Source organism: Neorhizobium sp. LjRoot104 (assembly GCF_964253725.1).
In the GTDB taxonomy this organism is placed as follows: Bacteria; Pseudomonadota; Alphaproteobacteria; order Rhizobiales; family Rhizobiaceae; genus Neorhizobium.
In genome coordinates, this window is the sequence record NZ_CAXURS020000002.1 from 873339 (window position 1) to 894214 (window position 20876).

General features: G+C 62.1%; 17 protein-coding genes. 9 read left to right on the plus strand and 8 right to left on the minus strand.

From position 1 onward, the window contains the following. Positions 1-19 precede the first annotated feature (19 nt). Together ACSQ8R_RS26295 and ACSQ8R_RS26300 are read right to left on the minus strand one after the other, a co-directional pair. Positions 20-931: a sugar phosphate isomerase/epimerase family protein gene (locus tag ACSQ8R_RS26295; protein WP_436256279.1), complete on the minus strand. Its 912-nt coding sequence runs from the start codon at positions 929-931 to the stop codon at positions 20-22. A gap of 215 nt (positions 932-1146) precedes the next feature. Beyond that, positions 1147-2079: a LysR family transcriptional regulator gene (locus tag ACSQ8R_RS26300; RefSeq protein WP_436256280.1), complete on the minus strand. Its 933-nt coding sequence runs from the start codon at positions 2077-2079 to the stop codon at positions 1147-1149. Between the two features lie 398 nt (positions 2080-2477). On the opposite strand from ACSQ8R_RS26300, the gene ACSQ8R_RS26305 reads away from it, so the two are divergent. The 4 genes from ACSQ8R_RS26305 to ACSQ8R_RS26320 all read left to right on the plus strand — a co-directional run bounded on the left by ACSQ8R_RS26305 (position 2478) and on the right by ACSQ8R_RS26320 (position 6906). After that, positions 2478-3836 carry an ABC transporter substrate-binding protein gene (locus ACSQ8R_RS26305; protein ID WP_436256281.1) on the plus strand — a complete coding sequence of 453 codons (1359 nt, stop codon included), beginning with the start codon at positions 2478-2480 and terminating at the stop codon, positions 3834-3836. Between the two features lie 63 nt (positions 3837-3899). Further along, positions 3900-4868: a carbohydrate ABC transporter permease gene (locus tag ACSQ8R_RS26310; RefSeq protein ID WP_436256282.1), complete on the plus strand. Its 969-nt coding sequence runs from the start codon at positions 3900-3902 to the stop codon at positions 4866-4868. A 2-nt stretch (positions 4869-4870) separates the two neighbouring features. Further along, a complete protein-coding gene (locus ACSQ8R_RS26315; protein WP_436256283.1) occupies positions 4871-5761 on the plus strand; it encodes a carbohydrate ABC transporter permease in 891 nt (296 codons plus the stop codon). An 86-nt stretch (positions 5762-5847) separates the two neighbouring features. Next, a complete protein-coding gene (locus tag ACSQ8R_RS26320) occupies positions 5848-6906 on the plus strand; it encodes an ABC transporter ATP-binding protein (protein ID WP_436256284.1) in 1059 nt (352 codons plus the stop codon). Positions 6907-7209: 303 nt separating this feature from the next. On the opposite strand, the gene ACSQ8R_RS26325 is transcribed toward ACSQ8R_RS26320, so the two are convergent. Beyond that, positions 7210-8340 carry an NAD(P)/FAD-dependent oxidoreductase gene (locus ACSQ8R_RS26325; RefSeq protein WP_436256285.1) on the minus strand — a complete coding sequence of 377 codons (1131 nt, stop codon included), beginning with the start codon at positions 8338-8340 and terminating at the stop codon, positions 7210-7212. A gap of 212 nt (positions 8341-8552) precedes the next feature. On the opposite strand from ACSQ8R_RS26325, the gene ACSQ8R_RS26330 reads away from it, so the two are divergent. From ACSQ8R_RS26330 to ACSQ8R_RS26345, 4 genes are read left to right on the plus strand one after another with little or no spacing between them, the layout of a single operon-like run. Next, positions 8553-10637: a hydantoinase/oxoprolinase family protein gene (locus tag ACSQ8R_RS26330; protein ID WP_436256286.1), complete on the plus strand. Its 2085-nt coding sequence runs from the start codon at positions 8553-8555 to the stop codon at positions 10635-10637. A 6-nt stretch (positions 10638-10643) separates the two neighbouring features. Next, positions 10644-12632 (plus strand): hydantoinase B/oxoprolinase family protein, encoded by a 1989-nt coding sequence (locus tag ACSQ8R_RS26335; RefSeq protein WP_436256287.1) that lies wholly within the window; start codon positions 10644-10646, stop codon positions 12630-12632. Continuing rightward, positions 12629-12952: a (2Fe-2S)-binding protein gene (locus ACSQ8R_RS26340; protein ID WP_436256288.1), complete on the plus strand. Its 324-nt coding sequence runs from the start codon at positions 12629-12631 to the stop codon at positions 12950-12952. Before ACSQ8R_RS26335 ends, ACSQ8R_RS26340 begins: the two co-directional genes overlap by 4 nt. Continuing rightward, the gene (locus ACSQ8R_RS26345) at positions 12949-14316 is read left to right on the plus strand and encodes an FAD-dependent oxidoreductase (protein ID WP_436256289.1); all 1368 of its coding nucleotides are present in this window, start codon (positions 12949-12951) and stop codon (positions 14314-14316) included. The genes ACSQ8R_RS26340 and ACSQ8R_RS26345 overlap by 4 nt, the downstream gene beginning before the upstream one ends. Before the next feature lie 10 nt (positions 14317-14326). Here ACSQ8R_RS26345 and ACSQ8R_RS26350 read toward each other — a convergent pair whose 3' ends face one another. Beyond that, on the minus strand, positions 14327-15232 hold the full coding sequence (locus tag ACSQ8R_RS26350) for a LysR family transcriptional regulator (protein ID WP_436256290.1): 906 nt from the start codon (positions 15230-15232) through the stop codon (positions 14327-14329). Positions 15233-15290: 58 nt separating this feature from the next. Continuing rightward, entirely contained in the window at positions 15291-16616 is a 1326-nt protein-coding gene (locus ACSQ8R_RS26355) for an NAD(P)/FAD-dependent oxidoreductase (protein ID WP_436256291.1), read from the minus strand. A 244-nt stretch (positions 16617-16860) separates the two neighbouring features. Here ACSQ8R_RS26355 and ACSQ8R_RS26360 point away from each other — a divergent pair, with 244 nt between their 5' ends. Then, positions 16861-17337 carry an Lrp/AsnC family transcriptional regulator gene (locus tag ACSQ8R_RS26360; protein WP_436256292.1) on the plus strand — a complete coding sequence of 159 codons (477 nt, stop codon included), beginning with the start codon at positions 16861-16863 and terminating at the stop codon, positions 17335-17337. Positions 17338-17379: 42 nt separating this feature from the next. On the opposite strand, the gene ACSQ8R_RS26365 is transcribed toward ACSQ8R_RS26360, so the two are convergent. Genes ACSQ8R_RS26365 through ACSQ8R_RS26375 form a run of 3 tightly spaced genes read right to left on the minus strand, consistent with a single transcriptional unit; the run spans position 17380 to position 20834 of the window. Further along, on the minus strand, positions 17380-19035 hold the full coding sequence (locus ACSQ8R_RS26365; protein ID WP_436256293.1) for an ABC transporter ATP-binding protein: 1656 nt from the start codon (positions 19033-19035) through the stop codon (positions 17380-17382). After that, entirely contained in the window at positions 19036-19884 is an 849-nt protein-coding gene (locus ACSQ8R_RS26370) for an ABC transporter permease (RefSeq protein WP_436256294.1), read from the minus strand. It abuts the gene before it with no gap. Continuing rightward, positions 19881-20834: an ABC transporter permease gene (locus tag ACSQ8R_RS26375; protein WP_436257288.1), complete on the minus strand. Its 954-nt coding sequence runs from the start codon at positions 20832-20834 to the stop codon at positions 19881-19883. The genes ACSQ8R_RS26370 and ACSQ8R_RS26375 overlap by 4 nt, the downstream gene beginning before the upstream one ends. Positions 20835-20876: the final 42 nt, after the last annotated feature.

The window sequence follows — 20876 nt, forward strand, 5'->3', positions numbered from 1 at the left end:
CCGCTATGGGTCGCGCCGCTCAATGAGAGGGACGGCGCAACTCCGAGAACCATTCGGCGCTGACCTTTGCGCATTCGAATGGCGGCAGTGTCGGGAAATCAACTTCGGCGATCAGCCAGCCGTCGAAATCGCCGCCAAGCGCCGCGAGCATGCCGGCAAGATCGAGTTCGCCAATACCGGGCTCCGCCCAGAGACCAGAAGTGACGGTCTCCTGATAAGTTTTGCCGGCAGCCTTTGACGCATCTCGTACCTTCAGACGGCAATCCTTGACATGCATGACGCGGGTCCGGTCGCGATAATCCGCTATGAGGCCGATCACGTCCGCGCCGGCCCACGAGAGGTGCCCAGTGTCCGGGCCGAAGCCGAGCTGGTTCGCGCTGATATTGTCGAGCAGGCGGCGGGTTTCGGCTTCCGTTTCGATCCAGGTGCCGATGTGCGGATGAAGCGCTGCCCTGATGCCTTCTTGCTTCAGGACGGCGGAAGCGCGATCGACGAGATCGAAAATCATCGCAAACCGCGCCTCGTCGAACTCCGCGCCGATGCCCGGGCGCCGGACGCGTGGCGCATCCCTGGTCATCCGGGTGGCGATAAACATGTCGGTCAGGCCCAGCTCGGCCTGTTGCGCGGCACTCTCACGGGCCGTTTCAAGCGTCGCCTCTATCTCGATGCCATGTTCCGGCAGCCCCATGGACAGGTAACCGGGCGCGGGCTTCAGCTCAGCAGCCTGCAGGGCGTTCTTGTAGTCCCCCACCGTCCAACCGGCCGGGACTTGCGCATGAACGGCACGAAATCCGGAGCGCGCAATTTCCTTCAGCAGGTCCCGCGGCGCCGGTCCTTTGGTCGGATCGAGCCAGCCGTCCTCCGTCGCGAACCACTGGATGGGATTGAGAGCGAATTTGTAGCCGCCAGAAGCAAATAGGGGATCGGTCATGGACAATGTCCGCCTTCAGGTTTTCCGCGCCGCTCGCCCCTCTATTTCAGGCATGCCTGCACCTGCATCCGGACACGGTATCCGGATGATGCGAAATGCCTTTAACAGCGCGTGTTGCCGATGAGACGAGCACGTCTAGAGGTACATGAGCGCCCCCGTCGAATAAAATAACTTCGACTGGCCGAGGTATAACTCATTTTCATAGGCAGCCGGTTCTATTCCGGGAGAATACTTGTGGTCGTCCCGCCGGTGTGCTCGATCTCTCGCAGCAATGCTGAGACCGTCGGACGCAATTCGCCCTTGCGCCGGAATACGGCGAAAATGTTGCGCATCAATGACACTTCCTTGAAGTCGAGGGCGACCAGCCCCATTCCGCTTCCTTCGATACTGGCTCGCGTCAGGTAGGCCAGATTCTGCGTCCTTGCGATGATCGACGTCATGAAGGTCACGGAGGTTGTTTCCATGACGACCCGCGGTTTGGGCAGGCCTGCCGCCCGGAAAATCCCGTCAAGGGTGATCCGATCCGGCTCAGGAAGCGGCGGAAGCACCCAATTGTAGGGCACCAGGTCCTCCGGGGTCAGTTTCCTGCGCCCTGCCAGCGGATGGGATTTGTGGGCGACAATCTCGACCGGTTCGCCCAAAACCAGTCGCCATTCGAAGTCCTCGTTCAGGATGTCTGTGGGTTTTACAGTGAAGACGATATCCAGCTTGCCGTTGAAGAGCTGAGGCAGCATGACCTCGTTCAGGCCTTCGTGGATGACGAGGCTGACATCCGGGCGGGCCGCCGTAAAACGCACGAGGGCATCGGGAACAAGCTTCTTCAGCGCTGCCGGCATGCCACCGATACGCAGAGAACCGCGGCGTGCCCCACGCATTGCATCGATTTCGTCCACCGCCTCGTCGGCGAGTGACAGCAGCAATTCGCTGTAACCGATCAGGCGTTGGCCGAACAGTGTGACCTGAATTCCCGTCGGTCCCCTGTCGAGCAGGCGAACGCCAAGCGACTGCTCCATGCCGCGGATGCTCTTGCTGAGCGCAGGTTGGGTTAGCCGCAGGTTCTCCGCCGCCATGCTGAAACTGCCCGTATGCACGACCGCCATGAAATGCCGGAGCTGTCGAAGGTCTAGCCGATGCAGGTTTTTGTTCATGGGGGCCTTGCTGCGAAACGCGTTTGCAGGTGGCAGTATGACTAAAGGTTATACCTCGGGCAATGTTAGTTGTTTGACTTCGAGCCGCGGTGAACGGAGTGTCGTGTCATAAAGGCCGGGCGGAACCCCGCCATGACATATCGATACCGGATCGGCATGTATGGTGATTGTTTCGGTTAAAACCGGCCGCATAAGGGAACACGGTGACTGCGCTGGATATTCCGAAGCCAGGAAGCTTGGCGTCATAGTCATCGAAAACGGAAACGGCGGGCTGGAACCGCGCCGGGAATTTGTACTCACGATTGATCTGTAAGCGTCCTGCATTTCGGGGAGATGCCGGCAGTGGTCGTGCGCGCAACGCAGGAATCTGCGAATGACGTAACAGGAGGTAATGCATCATGGTTTTGCTAAAAACTGAGAAGACTTCGCGCGTGCCGACAGTGCTATCCATGGGTTTCGTTGTGGCGATGGCGTTGGGGTTCTCCGATAGAGTGGCCCATGCCCAGGCGGTGGAGCTTCCCAAGCCTCTCATCGATGCGGCGCAGGCCTATGCATCGAAGCTGACCGGCGGGCAGAAGATCGGCGGCAAGGTGTCCATTCTCGGCGTCAACGGCGGCCGGGAGCTCGATATGCTCAAGGCGGCCTGGGCGCCCTTCCAGGCGGCGACCGGGATTACCGTCGATTATACGGGCACGACCGATTTCGCGGCGGTGCTGCAGACGCGCGTCCAGGCCGGGGATCCGCCGGATCTTGCCGGCTCCACCAATATCAACAACCTCATGCGTTACGCCAAGCAGGGGGCCTTGAAGGATGTCGGCGCGATGGTCGGCGAAGCAGCCATCAAGGGTAAGTTCGATGCCGGCCTTGTCGATGCGGCGAGTTTGAACGGCAAGATCTACGGGGTCTGGACCGAACTCAACAACTTCATGGTCTGGTACAACGTCCATACCTATGACGGTCCGAAGGACTCGCCGACCTGGGAGCAGTTCGACGCATGGGCCGTGAAACGCGCCAATGCCGGCAAGACGCCCTGGTGTTATACCGACGAGCGAGGCGCTTCCTCAGGCGCGCTCGCCGGCAACTGGATCCAGGCCTACATCCTGAAGAATTCCGGACAGAAGACCCTCAAAGGTCTTGCTGATGGCTCCGTTTCCTGGACCGCCCCCGAAGTGAAGGCCGCCTTCGAGGCTTTCGGCAAAGTCGCTCACGATCCCAAGATGGTCCCGGGCGGCCCGGTCGCAGCCATGTCGACGCCCGCAGTCAAAGTCGGTACCGGACTTTTCTACGAGCCGCCGCAGTGCTCGGTTCTCCTCTGGGGGACGTATGCGGGGAGCCTGACCACCTTGATTTATCCGAAGGTCAAGCCGATCCAAGACCTGGACTTCATGCCGGTGCCGGGCAAACCGGAAAACGCGGCCTATGAGACCTTCGGCGGAACGCTTTACCTGGCATTCAAGGATACGCCGCAGGTCAAGGCATTCCTGTCCTACCTCGTCTCGGACGAGGCGCAGAAGCTCGTGGCGTCCGCTGGTAACTGGACCGTGGCCAGCCAGGCCGTCCAGCCGAGCGACTATTCCAACCCGGTGCTCAAACGGGCTCGCGAGACGCTGCTCAAGCCGGGTGTCACGCTCGTCGCCCAGCCGACCCAGGTTGTTGATCCGCCGGTGATCCAGGCATTCTGGAAGGGGATCGTGCAATATGTGCTCGAGCCTGAGAGCCTCGACAGCGTCCTGAAGTCCATCGACGCCGCGAGATAGGCCGGACGATCAATTTCCGGGAGCGGCCTGAGGTCGCTCCCGGCACAAGATGGAATAAGCGCCATGAGCAGTCAGATCCTTCAACTTGTCCTTGGGCTTCTTGCATTGCCCGCGGTCGTCCTCACCATCATCCTGCCGGGCGAACTGGCGATCAGAAGGTTTCCGCAGAAGCGCCAGAGCAGCCTGCGGCCTTGGATCTGGCTCTCGCCCGTCCTTGCCCTGGTCGGGCTAGTCATCGCCTATCCGCTCGCCGCATCGATCGTTTTCAGTTTTCGCGATGCCACGGCCAGCAAGTGGGTCGGATTCAGCAACTTCGTCTGGGCATTCGGGAGCGCCATGCGGCCCGTTCTGTTCAACAATGTCCTGTGGATCGTCGTCTTTCCTCTCCTGACAGCGGTACTTGCCCTTTCTGCCGCCATCATGCTGGACCGGGTCAAGTATGAGCGCGTCGCCAGGACTTTCCTGATCCTGCCCACCGCCATGTCCTTTGTGGCCGGCGCCGTCATCTGGAAGATGATGTACACCTATGAGCCGCCGATGCAGCCCCAGACCGGGACGCTCAACGCCATCTGGACGGCGGTCACCGGCAAGATGCCGATCGCCTGGCTGATAGACCGGAACGTCAACAACTACGCGCTGATCTTCGTCGCCGTGTGGATGAGCATTGGGGTCGCCACCCTCATCCTTTCGGCCGGCGTCAAGAACATACCGCGCGAACTGGTCGAGGCCGCTCGCATAGACGGGGCGGGGGAGTGGGCGATTTTCCGGTTCGTGACGCTTCCCTCGCTGTGGCCGACGATCCTCGTGGTTCTGACGACCCAGGCAATCTTTTCCCTCAAGGTGTTCGACATCGTCTACGTCATGACCAACGGCTCCTTCGGCACAGACGTGATCGCCAACCGAATGTACACGGAGCTGTTCGTGAAGCAGAATCTCGGAACGGCCAGCGCTATCGCGGTCCTGCTCCTGATCCTGGCGTCCCCCGTGATCTTTATGAATATCAAGCAGATCAAGTCGGGGGGAGGAGAGTGACGATGTCCGCAATCGAAAGCCGCACCGCCATGTCCGCACCGATGCAATCCACGTCCAAGCTCGGGACCCGGTTGAAGCGGATAGCGCTCCATGCCGCCGTTTTCCTGCTTTGCCTGGTCTGGTTCACGCCTGTCCTGTCGCTTTTCGTGACGACCTTCCGATCGGAAAGCGACTCGTCGCAGAGCGGATGGTGGCACGCCTTTATAGAGTGGCGACCGGTGCTGTCGAACTACGTCGAAGCGATGTACCTGACCGGTGTTGGCCGGAGTATCGTAAACTCGATCGTCCTGACGGTCCCGACCGTTCTCGGCACCGTGCTCTTCTCCGCGATCGGCGCGTTTGCGCTCGCCCGGATGCGGTTTCGCGGGCGCATCGCCGTGTTCCTCGCCATGGTCGGTTTCCAGGTGCTTCCGCCCCAGCTCGTGCTGGTGCCGATGCTGAAATTCTTTCTCGCGCTTGGACTTACCGGGACCTTCATTCCGGTGTGGATCATTGAGATGGGGCTGACGGTGCCGTTCGGGATCTTCCTCCTTTACGGCTTCTTCGCCAGCATTCCATCCGATCTGGTGGAAGCCGCGCGCATCGACGGCGCTTCCGAGCCGCGGATATTCTTCCAGATCATCCTGCCGCTGTCGGGCGCCGTTCTCGCGTCGCTCGCAATCCTGCAGTTCATGATTGCCTGGAACCACCTCCTGATCCCGCTGATTTTCCTGGGGTCCGGCTCGCTGTCGCCGCTGACGGTGCAGGTTGCAAGCCTGGCGCAGACCAATGCGGGCGGCCTCAACACGCTGACGGCGGCAACCTTCATCTCGGTGATCGTGCCTCTGGTCCTGATCGTCTCTCTTCAGAAATATTTCGTACGCGGCGTGCTCGGCGGCGCTGTCAAAGGATAACCATCAGCGGCTTGCGATCCGCCTGGCGCGGAAGGCAACCGCTGCGCTCGACGGGACAGTCGGCGCGCGCAACGAGGAATGGAAGCATGGCCAACGTAAATCTTCGGGATGTCAGAAAGATCTACAATCAGACTCAGGTCATTCATGGCGTGAACGTCGATATCGACGACGGCGAGTTCGTGGTTCTGGTCGGTCCGTCGGGATGCGGAAAGTCGACGCTGCTGCGGATGATCGCCGGGCTGGAGGAAATCAGCGACGGCCAGGTCCATATCGGATCGACCATCGTCAACGACATCTCCCCAAAAGACCGGGATATCGCGATGGTCTTCCAGAGCTATGCGCTCTATCCGCATATGACCGTTGCCCAAAACATGGGTTTCTCCTTGCAGATGCGCGGCAATGCCAAGGCAGAGATTCGCCTTCAGGTCGAAAAGGCCGCCAAAATTCTCAATCTCGAACCTCTGCTCGAGCGTTATCCGCGGCAATTGTCGGGTGGCCAACGGCAGCGTGTCGCTATGGGGCGGGCGATCGTGCGCAGTCCGCAGGTGTTCCTTTTCGATGAGCCCTTGTCCAACCTGGATGCCAAGCTGCGCGTCACCATGCGCGGCGAGATCAAGGCGCTGCACCAGCGGCTCGGAAGCACCATGATCTATGTGACGCATGACCAGATCGAAGCCATGACAATGGCCGACAAGATCGTCGTGATGCGGGACGGGTTCGTCGAGCAGGTCGGTTCGCCTCTCGCTCTCTACGATCGTCCTGCCAACCTTTTCGTGGCAGGCTTCATCGGTTCACCAGGCATGAATCTCCTGTCCGGCCGTTATGCCGAAGGCAGTGTGTGGATCGGCGACATCGCGCTTCCCGTCTCACAGCTTCCGTCGCCCGCGACCGATGGCCGGCAGGTAATCTACGGCATCCGCCCTGAAAACCTGGCCATCGCCAGTGAAGGCGGTGTTCCGCTGATTGTCGAGGTACTTGAGCCGACCGGAGCCGAAACCTATGTCGTCGGCAATCTGGCCGGCCAGCGTGTCATCGGCGTGTTCCGCGAGCGGATCACCACCCGGCCGGGCGATGTCCTTCGCATCGAATGCGATCCCGCAAAAGTCCACCTCTTCGACCCCCAGCGCGAGCAGCGGATCAACTGATTGCGCGGCGGGCGCAGAGATATTCACGACCGTCGAAGACAAGGACGAACAGGCGCCGGAGGCGCGCATCCTTCTCGGCATGGTCTGCGGCCGGGCCGGGGCGTTCATCGGGGCAATGCATGATATGGCGGGGCGACATCACCTTGCCGGCGCAACCGACACTGGCTGGGCTCCGTCACCATCGACTCAAAGATGATCGGCCCTAGCGAGGAGCAAGGTCGCTCCGCGAGGCCGTCCGCTGGCAGCCGGCGGTGGTTAGGCGACCCGGCGCGCGCATGGGTCCCAGTGGCCGCGCTTTCGTGACTACTTTAGTCCGCCGTCATGCGGCCGGCGGAATCGTCCGATGCAGAAATCATCGATTGGCGTTTCGGTTACGCCGGTAGCCATTAACTCCGCCATCACGTCGCCGACACCCGGCCCGAGCTGGAAGCCGTGCCCGCAAAAGCCGAAGGCGTGGAAAAGGCCCACTGTCGTTGACGATCGCCCCATGACCGGCAGGCCATCGCCGACATAACCTTCGCAGCCGGACCATGTTCGGATGACGGATACCTTGGCGAGCGCCGGCAGGATCGGCAGGAGGGAACGCAGTTGACCCGGCAGGCGGGCGGGATCCGCCTTGGCATGACCGCTATCCAGCGAAACATCGGTCCGCTCCGCCCCGCCGCCGAAGACGATATTGCCGCGCTCGACCTGGCGCAGGTAGCCGCCGCCATGATCATGCGCCCAGACGCCGACAACCGGCAGGATGCGATGGGGCAAAGGCTCTGTCACGCCCATCTGCGGCCCTTTCGCAACGATCGGAACGGGCTCGCCGAACTGGGCGGAGATACGGGCGCCCCAGGCACCGGCGGTATTGAGCAGCGCGGCCGCGGCATGGGTACCATTCGAGGTCTCGACCTCAAAGCCGTAAGCAGTTTGACGGATAGCTTTCACCGCCACATCCTCGACGATCTCGGCGCCCATCCGCCGCGCGGCGTATGCGAAGGCAGGTGCGATCAGGCGGGGGTTGCCACTTCCATCCTCTGGCGAAAGGGATGCGGCTATTGCCTCAGGCCCGAGCCCCGGAAAACGGGCATGGAGTTCCCTCGGCGTTAGCTCCTCGAGATTGAGCCCCCACGGTCGCGCAGCTGTCGCGAATCCGCGCATCTCCTTGAGACCCTTCTCGCTGAACACGAGCCGAACATGGCCGGTGGCCCGAAACTCGACGTCCCGGCCCAGCATCTCCGCAGCCTTGCTCCAGAGTGTAAGCGAACGTCGGGCGAGGGGGAGTTGCGGCAGGTAGCGGCCACTGCGGCGGATATTGCCGAAGGAGGCAACCGTTGCGCCGCTTCCCACTCGATTTCGTTCAATGAGCGTTACCCGCAGGCCGCGCCGTGCGAGGAAATAGGTCGAGGCAGCCCCCATCAGGCCGCCGCCCAGCACGATCACATCCATGAGGCCGTTCCCGCAATGTCTCTCATCCCGGGCGACTATTCCGGTGAGATCCTCCGCTGTCAAAGTCGAGGTTGTAGATGTCCCATAAGCCGGACCTATGGGGAGTGCCCCGCAAGGCATAAGCGGCACTTATGGGAGGCGACCTTTTTGCACTTGGACCGGCTTTGCCTGGCGTGTCAGCTTCATGACAAGCAGCAGGAAAGGATTTGGAAATGGACTTTGTGACCGTGCCCGATAAAGCCATCCACGATCAGCAGGACTGGAAGATCGGCGTCGATATCGGCGGGACGTTCATCGATTTCTGTGCTCTTGAAACACGCGCGGGCCGGGTTGCCTCGCTCAAGGTATTGACGACGCCGGACGATCCGGGCGCGGAGCTGATGACGGGACTATCGCTTCTGGCCGAACGGGAAGGGCTGGAACCGTCTGCCGTGAGCCGCTTCGTCCACGGAACGACAGTCGGCATCAATACGGTGATCCAGCGTCGCGGCGTTTCGCTGGCGCTGATGACCAATGCCGGCTTCGAAGACGTGATCGAGCTCGCACGGCTGAGAATGCCCGACGTCTATTCGCTGTTCTGCTCGCGGCCGGACCAGCTCATCGCACGCGACATGATCTTCGGCATTCCCGCCCGCCTTCGGGCCGATGGCAGCGAGGTCGAGGCTCCGGATCTCTCGGTCGTCGCCACGGCGGTTGCCAAGGCAAAGGCGAACGGCGCTGCCGGTATCATCATCTCCTTCCTTCATTCGTGGCGCAACGACGCCCACGAGACCGCGGTGAAGCAGGAAATCGCCAGGATCGCCCCCGAACTCTTCGTCTTCACCTCCTGCGAGGTCTGGCCGGTGATCCGCGAATACGAGCGGACCACCACCGCCATCCTCAACGGTTACGTCCATCCGCGTGTCTCCGGTTATCTGAGTGCGCTGGAAGAAAAGCTGCTGTCGCAGGGCGTGACGGCGCCGGCATTGCTGACCAAGTCGAACGGTGGCCTCATGAATGCCGACGAGGGCAAGCGGTCCTGCGTGCAGATGCTGCTTTCGGGCACCGCCTCCGGCGTCATAGGCGCCGCCTGGCTCGCCCGTCGCGCCGGCGAAAAGCATATCCTTACTCTGGATATCGGCGGCACCTCGGCCGACTTCGCGTTGATCATCGATGGCGAGCCTCAATTTGGCACCGGCGAGCTGATCGGCGAATTTCCGCTGCACATCCCATCCGTCTCGGTCAGCTCAATTGGTATCGGGGGCGGCTCGATCGCAAGTGTCGATGCGCAGGGCGTGTTGCGGGTCGGTCCGGAATCGGCGGGCTCGACGCCCGGACCTGCCTGTTACGGCCGCGGCGGAGAACAGGCGACCGTGACCGACGCCATGGCCGTCTGTGGTTGGCTCGGCCATAGCCAGATGGCCTATGGACAGCTGCAGATCGACGTCGGCCTTGCCCGCGCGGCCGTCACCCGGTTGGCGGAAAAGATCGGCCGTACGCCAGAAGAAGCCGCCCAGGCCATTCTCGATGTCGCGATCTCGGAAATGTTCGTCGAGGTTGAGAAGCTGGCATCGCGTGCCGGCGTCGATCTTCGGGAGTTTACCCTGATGCCGTTCGGTGGGGGTGGCCCGATGCTCGGTGCCTTTCTCGCCCGCGAATTCAAGATGGCCAAGGTTATCGGACCGCCGCGCCCGGGCGTAGTGTCGGCGCTTGGCGGCCTCGTGGCGGATCTCCGCGGCGACTTCATCCGCACCGTCTTCACTCATCTTACCGACGAGCCCGCACCGCAACTGCGCAATGCGCTCGAGGAGCTTGCAGCCGAAGGGCGCAGCTGGCTGACGAGACAGGGGCATGCTGGCGCGTCAACGCTGAATATTTCCGCCGACATGCGTTATGTCGGCCAGAGTTTCGAGATCGAAGTACCGATACAGGCCGGCTGGATCACGGAGGGCAATCTGCGTTCGATCGAAGACGCTTTCCATGCGATGCATGAAAGGCTCTACGACTTCCATGATCCGGATGGGGCGATCGAAATCGTCAACCTGCGCCTTTCGGCGATCGGCGCCGGTCCGGCGCTGGAACTCCCGATCGATGCCCGCGAGAGTGCCGAGGCGGCGAATGCCGAGCGCGAGATCCCGGTCTTTACCGGCAAGGCCTTTGAATGGATCAGCCTCTATCGGCGTGATCGCCTGCGCCCCGGCAGCTACTTCGCCGGACCGGCTATCGTCGCGCAGGAGGATACGACGTTTGCCATTCCGGGCGGTACGCATGTCGAAGTCGATGGCCACCTGAACCTGCATCTCACCTTTTCGGAGTAACAGCCCATGTTCGATCCCTTGAACCTTCAGGTGTTTGCCAATCACACCCGCGCCGCAGCCGAGAACATGGCCTATACGCTGCAGCGGACGGCCCATTCCGCCTTCGTCAAGGAGACGGAGGATTTCACCGTCATGCTGATCAACCGCAAGGGCGAGACGTTCGGCGTGCCGATGGGGCTTGGCGCGACCTGGTACCCGGGTCTTACCTATGGCCGCGCGATCGACATGATCGATGACTACAAGCCCGGCGACGTGGCCTTCACCAACGATCCCTATTCCTGCTTCGTCGCAACCCACGCGCCGGACACCCATCTCTGGAAGCCCGTCTTCTACGACGGCGAGATCATCGCCTGGACAGGCGGCCATATCCACAATACCGACATGGGCGGCGCCGTGCCGGCCTCCTTGTCGCGGGCGCTGACTGAGATCCATCAGGAGGGCATCCGCTTTCCGCCGATGAAACTGGTCAACGAAGGCGTCTTCGACGAAGACATCCTGAAGATCATGACCACCAATGTCCGCAAGCCCGATCTTAACATCGGCGACATGAAGGCCCTGGTCGGTGCGCTCAACACGGGCGAGCGCAAGATCCTCGCCATGGTCGAGAAATTCGGCAAGCAAGCCTTTCTCGATGGCACCGAGGTCCTCCTCGACCATGCCGAGGCGCAGGCGCGCGATCTTCTCCGCTCGATGCCGGACGGAACCTGGGAATTCGTGGATTATGCCGATGAGGATTCGGTCGAAGCCAATCCATGCCGTCTGAAACTGACGCTGACGATCCGGGGGGACGAGGCGATCCTCGATTTTACCGGCTCCGACCCGCAGCTCGGCTCCTCGCTCAACGTTCCCTCGGGCGGTGATCCGCGCCACACCATGCTTCTGGTTGGCGTCTATTATGTACTCTACACGCTGAACCCAAAGATCCTTTTGAATACCGGCCTGACGCGGCCCTTCACCTGCATCACGCCGAGGGGCAGCGTCCTGAACCCTGTCGCACCAGCGGCTGTCGGCATGCGCTCGCTCACCTGCGCGCGCCTGCGCTCAGTGGTTTTCGGCGCTTTCAATCAGGCCGTGCCGGATAAGCTGCCGGCGGCCCCGGCCGGCAATAACTGCATCGTCAACGTGATGACGACAGATGAGCGCAATGGCCGCACGGTTATCGCCGCCGTCAACCCGGTCGTCGGCGGCGGTGGCGGCATGCCCCATCGCGACGGAACCAACGGTTCCGGTGCCGATGCGGCCTACCTCAAGAACACGCCGATCGAGATCACCGAAATGGAAGTACCGATCGAATTCGTCAAATACGGCCTGGCCAGGGATAGCGGCGGTGCTGGTCGCTGGCGCGGCGGCCTTGCCACCGAAATGGCCTTCCGAGTCTTTTCGCCCGGCAGCCGCATCACTGCCCGCAACCGCGACCGCAGCTTTTTCCGCCCCTGGGGCACGCTGGGCGGCAGAGCTGCCGGCCTGTCCGACATGGTGCTGAACCCTGGCCGTGACGACTTCCGCCGGCTCGGCAATATCGATACCGCCATCCTGCAGCCCGGCGATGTCTTGGAGATCCGCTCGGCAGGCGGCGGCGGGCGCGGCAACCCTGTCGAGCGTGAGCCCTGGCGCGTGGCGCAGGACGTCGCACGCGGCTATGTTTCTTCCGAGGCTGCCGAGCGCGACTACGGCGTCGTCATCCGCAACGGCACGGTGGACGAGGTTGAAACCGGAAAGCTGAGGGCCGCCTGGACCGCGCCGACCGGACACTTCCACTATGGCCCCGAACGCGAAGGCTACGAGACGCAGTGGACGCCGGAGGCCTACGACCTGCTGACGGACCTGCTGCAGGCCCTTCCCATCCATTGGCGCTTCTTCACCAAGACGGAGATCTTCCGCCGGATGAAGGGCCGTGTCGGAGTTGAGGGCGTGGCCGCCGCATTCGCAGATGTACGCGCGCGCTTCACGAACATGCCAAGCCCCGGCGAGGCACGAAAACAGGCTGCCGAATGACATCCGCATTGCCGCCGGGCGATCTCGGGGGGCGAATTGTGCGCCTTGCCGAAAAGGGCAGGCCGCAGGTTCGGTTCCGGCTGGATGGGATCGATTGCCAGGCAATGGCTGGCGATACGGTGCTCACCGCCGTCCTTGCCTCAGCACCTGCCGTGCGGCAGTCGGAATTCGGCCGAGAGAAACGAGCAGGCTTTTGTCTGATGGGAGCCTGCCAGGATTGCTGGCTATGGCAGGAAGACGGCGGGCGGCTGCGCGCCTGTGCCACATTGATCATCGAGGGCATGCAATTGCGGACCGTGCCGCCGGAAACATGGCCATGACGACGTCGGGTGCTGAAAAGGTCGTGATCGTCGGCGCCGGCCCGGCCGGTATCCGCGCCGCCGAGCTTCTGGTCCAGGCCGGGATCAGGCCCACAGTCATCGACGAGGGCATGAAAGCCGGGGGCCAGATCTATCGACGCCCGCCGGAAGGCTTCGCGCGGCCGCCGGAACAGCTTTACGGATCAGAAGCCCGCAGGGCCGCGGCACTCCATACGGTGTTCGACCGCATGGTTGCCGTCGGACAGGTCGACTATCACCCGCAAAGTTCGGTCCTGGCGGTCGCCGGCGATTTTCTGCAGGCACTGACGCCCAGCGGTCGCAAGGATTTCACCTGCCGCCGCCTAATCCTTGCCACCGGCGCCATGGATCGTCTGGCGCCGATCCCCGGCTGGCAGGCGCCGGGAGTCTATAGCCTCGGGGCGGCACAGATCGCTTTGAAGGCTCAGGGCGTGGCCCTTGGCAGCCGGATCGTTCTTGCCGGTTCGGGGCCGCTGCTGACACTCGTCGCGACCCAGTTGCTGAAAGCCGGCGCCGACATCGCGGCGATACTGGACACATCCTCGCTCCGCTATCAGATGGCGGGACTTCCGGGCATGCTGGTGAGACCTCACCTTGTCCTGCGCGGCCTCCTGATGCGGGCGAAACTCGGCCATCTTTACAATGCCGGCGTAACGCTGGACCGGATCGACAGCGACGAACGGGGTCCAGTCGCCATGCACTGGAGAGATAAGCGCGACAAGACCCATGTGACGGCATGCGACATGGTCGGCCTTGGGTGGCACCTGCGCGCCGAGACTCACCTGGCAGGTTTGGCGGGCTGTACCTTCGATTATGATGAAAGCTGGTCGCAGTGGCTGCCGCGCACCGATCGTATGGGCCGCGCTGCTGAGTGGCTTTACCTTGCGGGCGACGGCCTGAGAATTCTCGGCGCCGATGGCGCCGAGGTGGCTGGCCGCCTTGCCGCAATCGCCTGCCTGGCGGACATGGGTCTGCCTCATCCCGATCCCAGCTCGGATCTGCGCCGGTTGGATCGCCTTGAGCGTTTTGCCCGCGCCATTGCCCGCGCCTTTCCCTGGCCCCGTGATATGGTTCGTTCCGTTCCCGACGAAACCGTTGTGTGCCGATGCGAAGGCGTGACTGCCGGCCAGTTGCGAGAGGCCGTGATCTGCGGCGGAGCCGAAGCCAATCGGGTCAAATCTCTTGCGCGTGTCGGCATGGGGCGCTGTCAGGGACGTTACTGTCAGCTCGCCGGCGCCGAGTTGATCTCCGACAAGGCGGGTATCAAGGTCCGGGATGCGGGACGCCTTCGCGACCAGGCCCCTGTCAGACCGCTGCCGATTGGCGAGTGGGTTCGCGACGCCTGACCAAGCAGGCTCAGCCGCCCGGTTTCTCTGCTCGCAGAACCGTGGCACACGCTTCGCGGATATTGTTGCGCATCGCGACGTGGATTCCCGTCAGCGGACGATCACGGCTCGTCAGCAGGGCGATCGGCACCGAGATTTTCTGCTGCAACGGACGGCGCACGAGGCCCGGAAACTGCTGCCAGGGCAAAAGACCGTCTACAATAGCGACACCAAGGCCGTCCCGAACAAAGGGGAGGGCGGTGATGGAAATGTCGATCTCGATCGCCGGATTGAAAATCTGCTTTTCGGCTGCTGCGGCGCTGACCAGCAATCTGCCGGGGAGCGTGCCGGCACGATAGGAGATCAGCATCTCGTTCTGAATGTCGGCAAAACCGATCTGTTCCAGTTCGGCGAGGCGGTGATGCTCGGGAACGATGCAGACGAGGTCGGCGTGCCCGAGTGTTTCGACGTCGATGCCGGACCGGGGGGAATTGTTCATGACGATCCCGAGCGACGCGTCACCGTCACGGATCATGTCAACGACATTCACCAATGGCGCGATCAGCGAGCGTACGACGATGTCCGGATGCGAGGCGCGAAATGCAAACAGCGCCTTGGGTACGATCGACATTGCCGGCGGTGCGGAAGCCGCGACCCGGATCAGCCCAGTGCGGCCGAACCGCATGTCTGTCGTGCGCCGGCGAAGGGCGCTGAGTTCGGAGAAGATCCGCTCGCATTCCGGATAGAGTTCTTCAGCCTCCCGCGTCGGCACCAGCTTGCCGCGCACGCGGTTGAAAAGCTTGAAACCCAATTGGTCCTCGGCATGCAGCAGGATCTGGCTGAGAGCCGGCTGCGATATATTAAGCATCGCTGCGGCGGCGGTCACCGTTCCGGTCCGCATAAGCATGCAAAAGACTTCGAGCTGGCGTGCCTGCATGGAAATCCCTTGGCTCCAGTGGATCAATACTCCGCACCTTAGCGCGCTGCACTGCGTTTCAGAAGTCAGCGACCTTGCCCCACGCGGAGCTTTCGAACCGTTTCGGATGGTACGCAGCCGGATCGACGATCGGGGTGCTGGCGGTGACGATGTCGGCGATCAGGTGGCCGGCGCCGGGGCCGATGCCAAAACCATGGCCGCTGAAGCCGGCGGCCAGAATGAAGCCCGGAACGCTCGCCACCTCACCGATCGCCGGAACCCCGTCCGGTGTCGAATCGATGTAACCGGCCCAGCTCGCGGTGATGCGGCGCCCGCCGATTGCGGGCAAAAGCTGGATGGCACGTTCGTATGTCAGCTTGACCGTGCGGGCATCGACAGCAGGATCGAGGATGCGCATATGCTCCATGGGTGTCGGGCGATCCAGCCGCCAGCGGCCAAGGCTTTCATGGCCACTGCGGATGCCTTCCAGGCCCCCCGGCGAGAGGCTGCGCCAGCGGCGCATGAACATCGGTAGGAATTGTGCCGCAAAACGCATGTTCTGAGCAGTCACATCGATCCGGCCACGCCCGCTGATGGCGAGCGTGTGGCCGCCGTCAGCACGGCGGGTCGCCGACACGCGGGCCGTGTGCAGCGCATCCGGCAAATCGCCGTCGCCGGGGCCGACGGAGAGAATGGAGGAGCGCGTGGAGGCCTGGGGGAAGCGGATGCCGAGCTGACGGCAGAAGGAAGAGGCCCATGCGCCACCGGAGAGGATCGCGATCTTGGTCCTGATCGTCCCGTGTTCGGTGACGACGGCCGAGAGCCTGCCGCCTTCCGTCTCGATGCCGCGGGCGGCGCAGTTCTGAAGCACGGCGCCGCCCAGCTTGACGATTGCGCGCGCAACGGCCGGAGCGGCATTGGCAGGGTCCGCGGTTCCGTCCGTCGGCGAGAAGACGCCACCCTTCCAGATGCGGCGGGTTGCCTTGCCGCGCTCGCTGGCCTCGGAACTGTCAAGCATATGCGTGGTAACACCGGCGGTGCGGGCAAAATCCCGCCATCGGGCCCAGCCGGCGAGTTCTTCCTCGCTGTCGCTGAGATAAAGGAGGCCACAACGCCGAAAGCCGGTATCCTCGCCGCTCTCGGCGGCAAAGCTTTCCCAAAGGTCGAGGCTCCTGGTTGCCATCGGAAGTTCGCGGGCATCACGGTTCTGCTGACGGCACCAGCCCCAGTTCCGGCTAGACTGTTCAGCGCCGATGCGGCCCTTTTCGACGAGTGCCACCTTCAGGCCCCGCTTGGCGAGATAATAGGCCGTGAAGACGCCGACGATCCCGGCGCCGATGACGACCACGTCGGCGGAGCGCGGCAATCCCGCGTCGGTTTCCACGAGCATCAGCGGTGCTGGCATGACGATCAATCTCCTAGAGCAACCGGGTCGATGTGCCAGCATAACGGCGCAGTCCGCGCGCAGGTGACCGCACACGCCGGTCGGACAGCACGAGATTCCACTTACGACCAGCAATCCAGCTTTTTGTGCTGAACCTCTTTCCGCAGAATGAAATAGACAAGAGAAGCCAAAGTGTTAAAGTTGATCTCGGAAATTTGCCGCATAAAATGCTGCAATTGCCGAGTAGCTTGGAAGGTGTCCAAACGTGAAGCTCGATCGTATCGACATCAAGATCCTCTACGAATTGCAGAAAAACGGCCGCATCACCAATGTCGAGCTGGCTGATCTGGTCAACCTTTCGCCAAGCCCCTGCCTGATGCGCGTCAAGAAGCTGCAGCAAGAGGGGTATATCGAGGGATATTCGGCCCAGATCAATATAGGCAAACTTGGTCAGACCCTGACCGTTTTCACCGAAGTCACGCTCAAGAACCACCGCCAGATCGACTTCGCGCGTTTTCTCGCAGCCGTAGAGCGGGTCGATCAGGTGATCGAGTGTCACCTGGTATCTGGTGGCTATGACTACATGCTCAAGTTCGTCACCGCCGGCATCGGCGAGTATCAGACGATCATGGAACGGCTGACCGATATGGATATCGGCATTGATAAGTATTTCAGCTTCGTGGTTTTGAAGTCGCCGATCGTCAAGGCGCATATGCCGCTGACCAGCCTGTTCCTGGTCTGAGGCCGCTCGTTGCCTGGGAGAAGTGAGGCAGCCTGCGCCGCCTCAGCCCTGCACATAGGCTTTAACCAGTTCGGGATCGCGCTCCAGCCGATCGAGCCAACCCGGATCGAGCTTCGGCACGGACGAGAACAGCAGTTTTGAATAGGGATGCTGCGGGATCTTGGAGACCGCAGGCGTGATTTCCTCCACCTTGCGGCCGTTATACATCACGACGATCTCGTCGCAGATCGCTTCGACGACCGAGAGGTCGTGGCTGATGAAAATGTAGGAGACCAAAAGTTCCCGCTGCATTTCCTTCAAGAGGTCGATGACGGCGGCGGCGACGACAGTATCGAGGGCGGAGGTTATCTCGTCACAGACGATCACCTTCGGTTCGGCGGCAAGCGCCCGCGCAAAATTGACGCGCTGTTTCTGGCCACCTGAAAGTTCGGCCGGCGTGCGGCTGCGCAGTGCCTTCGGCAGGCGGACCATGTCGAGCAGTTCGTCGATCCGCGCATCGCGGGGCTTGCCCGTCATCCCGTGATAGAATTTCAGCGGCCGTCCGAGAATTTCCTCGATCGACTTGGCCGGATTGAGTGACGTATCCGCATGCTGGAAAACGATCTGGAGTTCACGCAACTGCTCCTTGCTTCTCTGGCGGGCCGACCGGGCGAGATCGCGTCCGTCGAGCGTCAATTGCCCGGCCGCAGCCGGCAGAATACCGGCAATGGAACGCGCGAGCGTGGACTTGCCGCAGCCGGATTCGCCGATAATCCCGAGATTGCGGCCCCGCTCTAGAGACAGGCTTGCCTCCTGCACCGCCCTGACGAGCGGCAGGCCATCCGCCTGGAGCGGGCCGTAACCGGCGATCAGGCTGTTCACCTGCAGGAGCGGCTTGGCCTCCGTGAGAACGGCCGTCGTCTCGCCGCGCGGCTTCGGCTCAAAGGCCGACAGAAGTTCTCGCGTGTAGGGGTGCTGGGCGTTCGAGAGGATTTCGCTGGTTCCGGCGACTTCCTGAACTTCGCCGCCCCGCAGCACGACGATACGGTCGGCGATCTGGGCGACGACCGCGAGATCGTGGGAAACGTAGACGCCGGCAATACCGCTCTTCCTCATCACGGCCTTGAAGGCGCGCAGCACCTCGATCTGGGTCGTTACGTCGAGTGCGGTGGTCGGTTCGTCGAAGATGACGAGTTTCGGATCCGAGATCAGCGCCATCGCCGCAGCAAGACGCTGCAGCTGCCCGCCCGAGACCTGGTGCGGATAGCGGTTGCCGATCGCCTCCGGATCCGGCAGCGACAGGGCCTTGAACAGCGCGATCGCTTTTTCCCTGGCCTGCGCTGGCGACATCAGGCGATGGATGCGGGTGACCTCGATCACCTGGTCGATGATCCGCTTGGACGGGTTGAAGGCGGAGGCGGCAGACTGCGGCACATAAGAGACTTCGAGGCCGCGCACGTTGGCACGCTGGCGTTCGCTCAGCGCCATCATATCCTTGCCGGCGACCGTCACGTTGCCGCTCGAGATCCGGCATCCGGGGCGGGCATAACCCATGATCGTCAAGGCTATCGTGGTTTTCCCAGAACCGCTTTCGCCGATCAGGGCGACGATTTCGCCGGGCGCGATGTCGAGATCGACACCCTTGATGATCTCGATACGGCGGCCGGCATCAGTCGTTGCCTCTACCTTCAGACCGCGGATTTCGACGAGATTTTCCATTCACGCACTCCGATCGCGAATCTTCTTGGGCAGATTGTCGATCAGCAGGTTGACGCTGATGGTGAGGCTCGCAATCGCCAGGGAGGGGACGATGACAGCAGGCGCACCGAAGGGCAGGCCGCCGATATTCTCGTGAACCAATGCGCCCCAATCCGCATAGGGCGGCTGCACGCCGAGCCCGAGGAAGGAAAGACCGGAAAGAAGCAGGACGACGAACACGAAGCGGATGCCAAGATCAGCAAGCAGCGGACCTGTGATGTTCGGCAGGATTTCCGAAAAGACGACATAGGGAATGCCTTCGCCACGTACGCGGGCGACTGTGATATAGTCCATCGTATTGACGTTTACGGCCAGCGAGCGGGCGAAACGGTAGGCGCCCGGCGTATAGATCACGGCAAGCATGATGACGAGCACCGGCAGTGACGATCCGACCGCTGCAGCGACGACGAGACCGGACAGTTTGCTCGGGATGGAATTCAGGGCATCGAGAAGGCGGCTCAGCAGCGTGTCGAACCAGCCGCCGATAACGGCGGCCGCCATGCCGAGTGTGACACCGCTGAAACAGGCGAGGCAAACGGCGGCAAGCGAAATGCCGACCGTATAGCGCGCGCCCATGATGATGCGCGACAGCATATCCCGGCCCAGATAATCGGAGCCGAGAAGCAGTTTGCTGCTCATCGGGCCGAAATAGTCTTCATCGATGATCTCCCCGACGGGATAGGGGATGATGTGGGGCGCGAGAAGGGCAATGACTGCCCAAAAGAGAATGATCGCGAAACCGATCATGCCAACCCAGTTGAATCGGTAGCTCAACCTGCGGGGCAGTGTCGTGGATGTGGTCATGGTCAACGCACCCTCGGATTAGCCAGGATTGCAACGATGTCGGCAAAGGTGATGAGTGCGAGATAGCCGACGCAAAAGATGATGGAACAGGACTGGATGAGCGGCAGGTCTCGGGTGGAAACACCATCGACCATCAGCTTGGCGATGCCGGGATAGTTGAAAATCGTCTCGACGATGATGACCCCACCGACCAGGTAGGAGAGAGCAAGCGCGATCGCATTGGCAATCGGTCCGACTGCATTCGGCAGCGCATGCAGGAGGACTGCGCGCCAGCGCGACGCGCCTTTGAGGATCGCCGCCTCCACATAGGGCGTATTGATCGTATCGATGACGGCGGCGCGGGTCATGCGGATCATCTGCGCCGAAACGACGAAGGTAAGCGTGATGACCGGCATGGCGTAGATTTTCAGCACCTGCCAGAAGGATGTCACGTCGCTCGCGAAAGACAGCGCCGGCAGCCATTTGAGATAGACGGAAAACAGGAGCACTGCCGAGGTCGCGATCATGAATTCGGGCACGGAGATGATGCCGATCGTCATTACGGTGACGATACGGTCGTAGACCGAGCCGCGGAACATGGCGGCGGTGATGCCGAGCATCAGCGACAGAGGGACGGCGAACAGGGTGACGATGCCGGCAAGGCGCATCGTGTTGACGAAGCGCGCACCGATCAGCTTGGCGACGGGGACGTTGTTCACATAGGAGGTTCCCAGGTCTCCCTTCAGCAGGCCGAAAAGCCATCGTACGAACCGGAAGAAGGCGGGCTCGTCGAGATGCATGGCTGCCCTGAGGCCGGCCACGGCCTCCGGCGTTGCAGCCTGGCCGAGAAGGATCGTCGCGGTATCACCCGGCAGCATGGCCGTGGCGAAGAACACCGCGAATGACACGATCAACAGCGTCAGGGCGAAACTGCCGAGACGGCTCGCGATGAGTCCAAGGACATAGGTGCGCAACATGGTTCCCTGCCTGAAAAGTTCGAAATAGCCCACGCCGTTTCC

What these genes read in the sequence shown, in the direction of transcription:
- ACSQ8R_RS26295 (WP_436256279.1), bottom strand. Translation starts at nt 931, where the DNA reads ATGACCGATCCCCTATTTGCTTCTGGCGGCTACAAATTCGCTCTCAAT.
- ACSQ8R_RS26300 (WP_436256280.1), bottom strand. Translation starts at nt 2,079, where the DNA reads ATGAACAAAAACCTGCATCGGCTAGACCTTCGACAGCTCCGGCATTTC.
- ACSQ8R_RS26305 (WP_436256281.1), top strand. Translation starts at nt 2,478, where the DNA reads ATGGTTTTGCTAAAAACTGAGAAGACTTCGCGCGTGCCGACAGTGCTA.
- ACSQ8R_RS26310 (WP_436256282.1), top strand. Translation starts at nt 3,900, where the DNA reads ATGAGCAGTCAGATCCTTCAACTTGTCCTTGGGCTTCTTGCATTGCCC.
- ACSQ8R_RS26315 (WP_436256283.1), top strand. Translation starts at nt 4,871, where the DNA reads ATGTCCGCAATCGAAAGCCGCACCGCCATGTCCGCACCGATGCAATCC.
- ACSQ8R_RS26320 (WP_436256284.1), top strand. Translation starts at nt 5,848, where the DNA reads ATGGCCAACGTAAATCTTCGGGATGTCAGAAAGATCTACAATCAGACT.
- ACSQ8R_RS26325 (WP_436256285.1), bottom strand. Translation starts at nt 8,340, where the DNA reads ATGGATGTGATCGTGCTGGGCGGCGGCCTGATGGGGGCTGCCTCGACC.
- ACSQ8R_RS26330 (WP_436256286.1), top strand. Translation starts at nt 8,553, where the DNA reads ATGGACTTTGTGACCGTGCCCGATAAAGCCATCCACGATCAGCAGGAC.
- ACSQ8R_RS26335 (WP_436256287.1), top strand. Translation starts at nt 10,644, where the DNA reads ATGTTCGATCCCTTGAACCTTCAGGTGTTTGCCAATCACACCCGCGCC.
- ACSQ8R_RS26340 (WP_436256288.1), top strand. Translation starts at nt 12,629, where the DNA reads ATGACATCCGCATTGCCGCCGGGCGATCTCGGGGGGCGAATTGTGCGC.
- ACSQ8R_RS26345 (WP_436256289.1), top strand. Translation starts at nt 12,949, where the DNA reads ATGACGACGTCGGGTGCTGAAAAGGTCGTGATCGTCGGCGCCGGCCCG.
- ACSQ8R_RS26350 (WP_436256290.1), bottom strand. Translation starts at nt 15,232, where the DNA reads ATGCAGGCACGCCAGCTCGAAGTCTTTTGCATGCTTATGCGGACCGGA.
- ACSQ8R_RS26355 (WP_436256291.1), bottom strand. Translation starts at nt 16,616, where the DNA reads ATGCCAGCACCGCTGATGCTCGTGGAAACCGACGCGGGATTGCCGCGC.
- ACSQ8R_RS26365 (WP_436256293.1), bottom strand. Translation starts at nt 19,035, where the DNA reads ATGGAAAATCTCGTCGAAATCCGCGGTCTGAAGGTAGAGGCAACGACT.
- ACSQ8R_RS26375 (WP_436257288.1), bottom strand. Translation starts at nt 20,834, where the DNA reads ATGTTGCGCACCTATGTCCTTGGACTCATCGCGAGCCGTCTCGGCAGT.